A 6642-nucleotide genomic window follows, 5' to 3' on the forward strand; every position below is an offset into this window, starting at 1 on the left:
ATGATTTGATGCAACTTTGTATGCGTTTTCACAAAAATTATTTAGGACACTATTGAAAATATAATCTTTTTCCACAACAATATTGATACCTTTTGAAAAATGTTGAGTTTGAAGATGGCATTTGGAGTAATCTTTTAGAAAGCTGTAAAAAACAGTATGAAATTAGGATTATATTGAAAAAACTAATAACTTTACAGGTACTAAACCATGAAGTTCTTTTACCATGAAAATTTATTTCTTTATCAATAATTCTTTGTAGATATGAGATTTAAAATCATATTTCAGATAGACCGCAAATATGGCGACTGCTTACCCGTTAATTATCAATATGAACAGTCTGCCATGATATACAAGATATTGTCGAAAGCCAATGCCGAGTTTTCTGCATGGCTTCATGATAATGGTTTCAAGCTTGATAATGGAAAGCATTTCAAGTTGTTCTGTTATTCACGATTTCAATTTGAAAAATACCGTATACTACCCAAGGCTGGCTGCATCAATATAATTGGTAATAAGATAGAGTGGCTCGTTAGTTTCTTACCCGAACAAACTACAGCAGAGTTTGTCCAAGGCTTGTTTGCCAATCAACACGTTGTGGTTGGAAATAAAGACTATCGAGTGGCTTTGGATGTGGTAGGTATAGAGGCGCAGCCATCTCTTAGTTTAGAGGAAAAGATGGAGTTCAGGGCTAATTCGGCAATATGTATTCGTGAGCGGCAAGGTGACCGCGTACAGTATCTCTCTCCCATGGACAACCACTATCGGGATGGATTATTGAAAGGCCTTCTTGCTCGTTATGAGTCGTTCTATGGTCAGTCTTTTACAGGGGATGTCTCTTCGTTTGATTTTGAATTGATGACGGATAAGCCTAAGTCGACGCTTGTTACGATCAAGGCCGGTACTCCCGATCAAACTCGTGTTCGTGGCTTCCGCTATGATTTCCGCTTAACTGCCCCGATTGAATTAATGAAGATCGCTTATGACGGTGGTTTGGGCGAATTGTGTTCACAAGGTTTTGGATTTATAGAAATAAAATAGGAAAGAATATATGCAAACGAATTTAGATTTATCCCTTTTAAAGGAACTTCCAGAGTTGTCGGCAAAGGTAACGTTGGAAATACGACCGTTAGCACCATTATCGATGGTTAGCGAGATGCCTGGCTCGTACTATAAAAGTATGAAATACCCGGATAAAAAAATGATTTGTGGTTTATTTGAAAATATCTTAGATTGGCATATTGATCTCCCTTTGAGAAAAAATATTTTCAAAGAATATAAAGCAATCCGGAAAAAACAGAAGATAGAGGTTGATGATTATGTTTCAGGCTCAACCTATCAGCCTCTTCTCATGGACTATTTTTCAATCAACGGAAAGCCAAAGGTGAAATTCGAAAGTCTTTGTTTTTACAAAGATTTGTGGAATAGATGCTATAGAAGATCTGATTCTTATAAGCATATAAATGGTTGTAGAAATGTTGATATAGATATTTTGGCTGAGAAAAGTAAGCTTTTTAGTATGTGGGAAAAGGTAGTAGAAGAAAAAAAACTATCTTCTAAGGATGCTGACAAGGAAAGGAATAAATGGTTTAGTGATAATATGGGTGCCATTCCTTGTTTCTATACAAGTCCCACTTCTCGTGAGTTCATAGCAATAAATGGGATTTTTGAAATTTCGTTATTAATTGATATACATTTGCGTGATTTATTGTTTCAAAATATAAATAGCAACAATCTTGGATACCTCGGAACAAGTGAAGGTTGGGTTGATATTAAATTAAAATGAATATGGAACATCCTTATATCAAATATGCTAAGGCACTTCTTGTAGAAATCAATCGTCTTACAGGATTAGAAGATATTACAGAAAATCTCATAAAACAAGAGCTTCAAAGAGAGATGGAATATTTCAGCCTGAAGCCGTTGGGAAACTTTGAGGGAAAAGAAAAGGTGCATTTTGGCTATTCACGAGAGAAGAATGATGCAAAGAATTTCTTCTATTTGGCTCCTAATGTTATTTCTACAGAGATGAGAGCTTCAAAATTATATGATTTACTTCAGAAGCTAAAGAGCGAAAAGCTGAATTTATCAGCTTCTTGTAAAATACCACAATCAGCTATGCCTATAGCGGGAGAGTTTAGTGCTTTTTCTGAAAAAGGGAATATATCACGAGGCAAACCATCTTCCACTATCTATAACGAATGTCTTGCTGCTCTAACATCTCTAACTCATCTAAAGCCTTGTTTACAATCGAAAAAAGAAAATGTATGTATTATTCCTGATTTGGAAATAAAAGAGCTAATGGATTTTATCAGACTTTTCAAAATACTTTCTACAAAAAATATGGAGTCAGATATATTGAATGGGAAAGTCGTGAAAAATATGAAGGGAAAAAAAGGGAAAATAACTTATACGCCCAAACGTCCTAACATCTTTAAGGGGAATTTCCCTAATCCTCCTCGGAGTTCTGCCTTATGCAGTATAGCACTGTTGGGAACTATTGGCGAGATGATAAAAGATAGTGAGACTTCCCCGTTAGCAAAGCAAGTTATCAAGAGCCTGGAGAATGCAAATATATATATGGTCAAATATGGTGATGCCTCTGTGTTCACCTATAATCATTATATTATACGTTTGGCAAGTGAGGGGAGCTTGCGACAAATCGTCGATAGTATTTATTGGTGTACGCTTTATAATTACGGCGACAGAGAGAAGGATGAGCCAGGTGAGACGGAAAAGGAAAAGAATGAAAAGGAGACTGCATACGAGACGTTTGATTTGTTTGCAGGTAGATTTCTTCAGTTATTTAATAGGCCTGCATTCAAGGATTTCTTAGCGTTTAGGGCAACGTATCCTTCGGCATTAAGATTATTATTAACAACATATTTTGAAGACATGGAAAAGATAGATGGAAAAGTTGTGAACTCAGCAAAAGAATTTGGTCGGTGGCTAAACACCGTAGCGTATCGTGCCGCAAAGAAAGCATTGACAGATGAAGGAAAATCGGGTGATGAGGAACGACGAAAGGTAAAAGCAAAGTTCCTTGTCGAATTGGAAAGTTCTGCCCTCGCTGCAAAAACAGGAGATGCTTTGATCGCTCAAATCATAACGCGGGCAGGGCGCTTGTCTAATTCAGATGCGTCCTTCGCAGCTTCCCTATTTATGGAACAAGCCATGAGTGGGGAGTTGGAGGTGGGTAAAGCAAGAAACCTACTGATTGCTTTCTTAAGGCTACGGCAAAACAAAGAAGAAAGTGCGGAGCAGTTTGCTGATAATTCGGGTCAAGCAAGTGAACAAGAAACTGATTATTCTAACATTTAATATAATTACTTATGGTCATAAAAGGAATTTTAGTGTCATCTTTGGCTCCCTTTGAGAACCACATGGCAAACAATGGTGAAAAGTTATTGGGTAATGCTTCTTCTATAAAAAGGAGGCCTGATGGACGCGTTTACATTTCTGGACAAATGCAGCGTCATGTTTTGTTTTCTGCAATAAATCGACTTAATGAGGATGATCCTTGCAAGGGAAAAACATTTGTATCTAATGGAGATGGCGTTACGGATATGGTTGATTGCGACTTGAGAGCCGATATGGGAGGATTCATGCACCCTTCTAAAGGCGAATATTCTGGTCGTAGGACAGCACCGCTATCTGTTACACCTGCTATAGCTATGTCTGAGAGTGAAATCGGGAGAGATTTGCTTGTAAGGTTGAAAACAACGGCAGGTGCTGATTCAACAGAACAAGCGTTGGCAACCAGGGAATTTAGCCAATATGACTTGATGAAGATGAACTTCTTCTTAGACGTTACATCTTTGAGTATTCATAAAGGATATTCTTATAAAAAAGGTTTTAATATAGCAACAATTTATTCAAAGCATGCTAAGGAATCAGAGAGAAAGCGCAGGGCAAAGTTATTTCTGCAGGCAACTCAGTATATGAATGATTATTCTAATCAAGCTAGAAATGCTGTATGTGGAGAACCACAGCAAGTTCTTATCGTATTTGATACAGTATTGAGCCGGAAAGCTTGTCGTTATTATGAAGCAGATGCAATCGAACGTAAGAATATTATTGAAGAGCTGGAAGCCCGAGAAGCGACATATTTCCTTGGGGATGATAAAACAGAGAATAGTGTGAGAAAAGCATATGAGAAAGCGTTGGCTTTTCTTGAGAACAATAGTTTGTTTACTTTTGATGCAGACGATTCTATTGTGAAAACATTTGAAGAGGTATATTTAAAAGATAATCTCAAAAAGAAAGAAAAGAAAGAGAAAACGGACGGGCAATCAAGTTTGTCTCAAGAATGAGTATTTGTAAAAAGGTATTGGCAAAGCCTTCCGGTATCACATTGGAACAACATACAACCGATGTGGTATCGGAAGCAATGTCAATTTGTGACAGTCTTCCTGCAACTTGTGATAAATATCAGAAGATAGTAGGAAAAGATTTACGGAAGCGTATAGAAATCTCTGCATTATACCATGATATTGGGAAAGAAAATATAAAATGGCAAACAGCATGTCAAGCTGATTATGTGGACTATTGCCGGTGGAGAGAAGAACATTCAGAGGTTACTGCCAAAGATATTGCTGATTACTTATTTCATGAAGGGGGAAAACACCTTAGGGCATGTGGTATCAGGCACGAACTAGTTTCTTTGGAAAAGAAGATGCAATATATTCCAATGCCAGTCAGTGTTGCTATTGCTGCTCATCATACGAAATTAGGCTTGTCTTTCAAAGATCGTTGGATACAAGAAGGGCATAAGGATATATGGAATAAGATTGAATCTGTTTCTAACGAAATTATAGAAAGTGAGGATTTGAATCGTGTAGCAGCTTCTGCCTATGAATATGATGGAGTAAGAGGGATGCTACAACTTGCCGATCATCGTGCAAGTGCAAAAGAAGATGGAGAATCTTTACCTGTGATAACTCCTTTTGAGTATGTATTCCCCTTTTCAGAGAAGAGGGGAATACAAAAACTGGTAGAGGAACATTGGAAAGAGGAACTCCTTTTGGTGCGTGCTCCTACAGGGGCTGGTAAAACAGATGCCTCTTTGTTATGGGCTCTTAAACAAATTGAAAATAAAAGAGCCGATAGACTGATAATTGCAATGCCGACAAGGTTTACGTCTAATGCATTATCCGTTAATGTATCAAAAACATTGTCTGCAACGGGACTATATCATTCAAGTGCATGGTTTGCTAAATATAATAATAATGTAGAAAATGGGTCAAGTAGTCTTGCTTATGCATTAAAAGAATTAGATATGGCACGGTTATTGGAAACCCCAATAACGGTATGTACAATAGATCATCTTTTGATGTCATTAACTTTAACAAGAGAAGACCATCACCTCATTAATTTTAATATGGCAAATTCCTGTTTAGTTATTGATGAGGCAGACTTCTATGATGACTTTACACAGGCTAATATAAATTTTTTACTCACAATTTTAAGCTATTGGCATGTTCCTGTATTAATAATGAGTGCTTCTCTACCAGAATCTGTAATAAGATCTTATAAAAAGACAGGGTATCATGTAACTGATATTTTAGAAGATAAGTCAGACTATAATCGGGTTCGTTTCGCTATAGAATCTATATTTGATTATAATATTTTGTCCGATTTAGATAGGGTTATTGAAAAGGCGATAGAAAGTGGTAATGCTATTTTCTATATGAACACTGTCGATAATGCAATAAAGTTATATAGGTACGTTGTAAAGAAGGTTGAGGATGGAGGAAGTAGGTTACCCATATTACTTTATCATAGTAGATTTACAGAGTTAGATAAGTTGAATAAAGAGAATCAGCTTCTTTCAGCGCTTGGTAAAGATGCTTGGCAGAATGGAATGGCTGGAGGTATAGCGATCTTAACTCAAATAGGGGAGATGAGTATTAATATAAGTGCAGACATGATGGTTTCGGAGATATGTCCTATTGATAGACTTACTCAGCGTGCCGGTAGGTTATGTAGATTTGATGCAAAAAAAATAGGGCAACTATACGTTGTTTGTCCTCAAAAGAAAAGTAATCTCTATCCTGCTCCTTATGGAAGCTATGATCGTAAAGATAAAATATGGAAAAGTTGCTCTGCATTAGATAAAACTGTTTCATCATTAGTTACAGGAGAATATAGTATGAATATATTGATTAATATATTGAATAGCGTTTATAATGATAAGATACCATTTACTATAAAAGCCCGTGATAATGCTGAAACACTCCGTTCTTATTTTATTTATAATTGGTTGATAAGACCAAGAGAGAAAACTGATAAAGAAGATATAGATACGAATTTTTGGAAAAGTCGTGATATTGAAGTCCAATCTTTTGTCTTTGTAAGAGAACCCTCATACCCAAGTTTTAGAAACTATTCTTCATTTTATAAGTTTAAATTAGAAAATGCTATAGAACTTCCTTTGTATCTTGTAGATAAAGGACGTAAACTTCATCGTATAGATACAAAATCAATTAAGATAGGCGAATATAACATTGAAAACATAGATGTGGTACGAGATGGTTTCTATTTAGATGATATAGGAGTCAATTTAATAGATGAGGAAGGAGATGTTTTTTTATGATCATTACAGGTACTCATTTTAATTACTATCAGCTTTGTCGGCGCAAGCTA

General features: G+C 36.2%; 5 protein-coding genes. All 5 read left to right on the top strand.

What is annotated here, in order from left to right; genetic code table 11:
* The first annotated feature begins 261 nt into the window (after positions 1 to 261).
* Genes cas6 through cas3 form a run of 5 tightly spaced genes read left to right on the top strand, consistent with a single transcriptional unit; the run spans position 262 to position 6592 of the window.
* The gene (gene cas6, locus JHU38_RS12005; protein ID WP_107581339.1) at positions 262 to 1038 is read left to right on the top strand and encodes a CRISPR-associated endoribonuclease Cas6; all 777 of its coding nucleotides are present in this window, start codon (positions 262 to 264) and stop codon (positions 1036 to 1038) included.
* Positions 1039 to 1048: 10 nt separating this feature from the next.
* Positions 1049 to 1783 (top strand): type I-PGING CRISPR-associated protein Cas5p, encoded by a 735-nt coding sequence (gene cas5p, locus JHU38_RS12010; protein ID WP_107581340.1) that lies wholly within the window; start codon positions 1049 to 1051, stop codon positions 1781 to 1783.
* Between the two features lie 2 nt (positions 1784 to 1785).
* A complete protein-coding gene (gene cas8c, locus JHU38_RS12015; protein WP_158267274.1) occupies positions 1786 to 3318 on the top strand; it encodes a type I-PGING CRISPR-associated protein Cas8c/Csp2 in 1533 nt (510 codons plus the stop codon).
* Positions 3319 to 3329: 11 nt separating this feature from the next.
* Positions 3330 to 4310, top strand: coding sequence for a type I-PGING CRISPR-associated protein Cas7/Csp1 (cas7p, locus tag JHU38_RS12020; protein ID WP_107581342.1), 981 nt, complete (start codon positions 3330 to 3332; stop codon positions 4308 to 4310).
* Between the two features lie 41 nt (positions 4311 to 4351).
* Complete coding sequence (cas3, locus tag JHU38_RS12025; RefSeq protein ID WP_232369965.1) at positions 4352 to 6592, top strand: CRISPR-associated helicase Cas3'; 2241 nt, start codon at positions 4352 to 4354, stop codon at positions 6590 to 6592.
* Positions 6593 to 6642: the final 50 nt, after the last annotated feature.

The organism is Prevotella illustrans (assembly GCF_017426725.1).
Lineage (GTDB): Bacteria > Bacteroidota > Bacteroidia > Bacteroidales > Bacteroidaceae > Prevotella > Prevotella illustrans.

Coding starts and splice junctions, on each gene's coding strand:
- cas6 (WP_107581339.1), top strand. CDS start 262: ATGAGATTTAAAATCATATTTCAGATAGACCGCAAATATGGCGACTGC.
- cas8c (WP_158267274.1), top strand. CDS start 1,786: ATGGAACATCCTTATATCAAATATGCTAAGGCACTTCTTGTAGAAATC.
- cas7p (WP_107581342.1), top strand. CDS start 3,330: ATGGTCATAAAAGGAATTTTAGTGTCATCTTTGGCTCCCTTTGAGAAC.
- cas5p (WP_107581340.1), top strand. CDS start 1,049: ATGCAAACGAATTTAGATTTATCCCTTTTAAAGGAACTTCCAGAGTTG.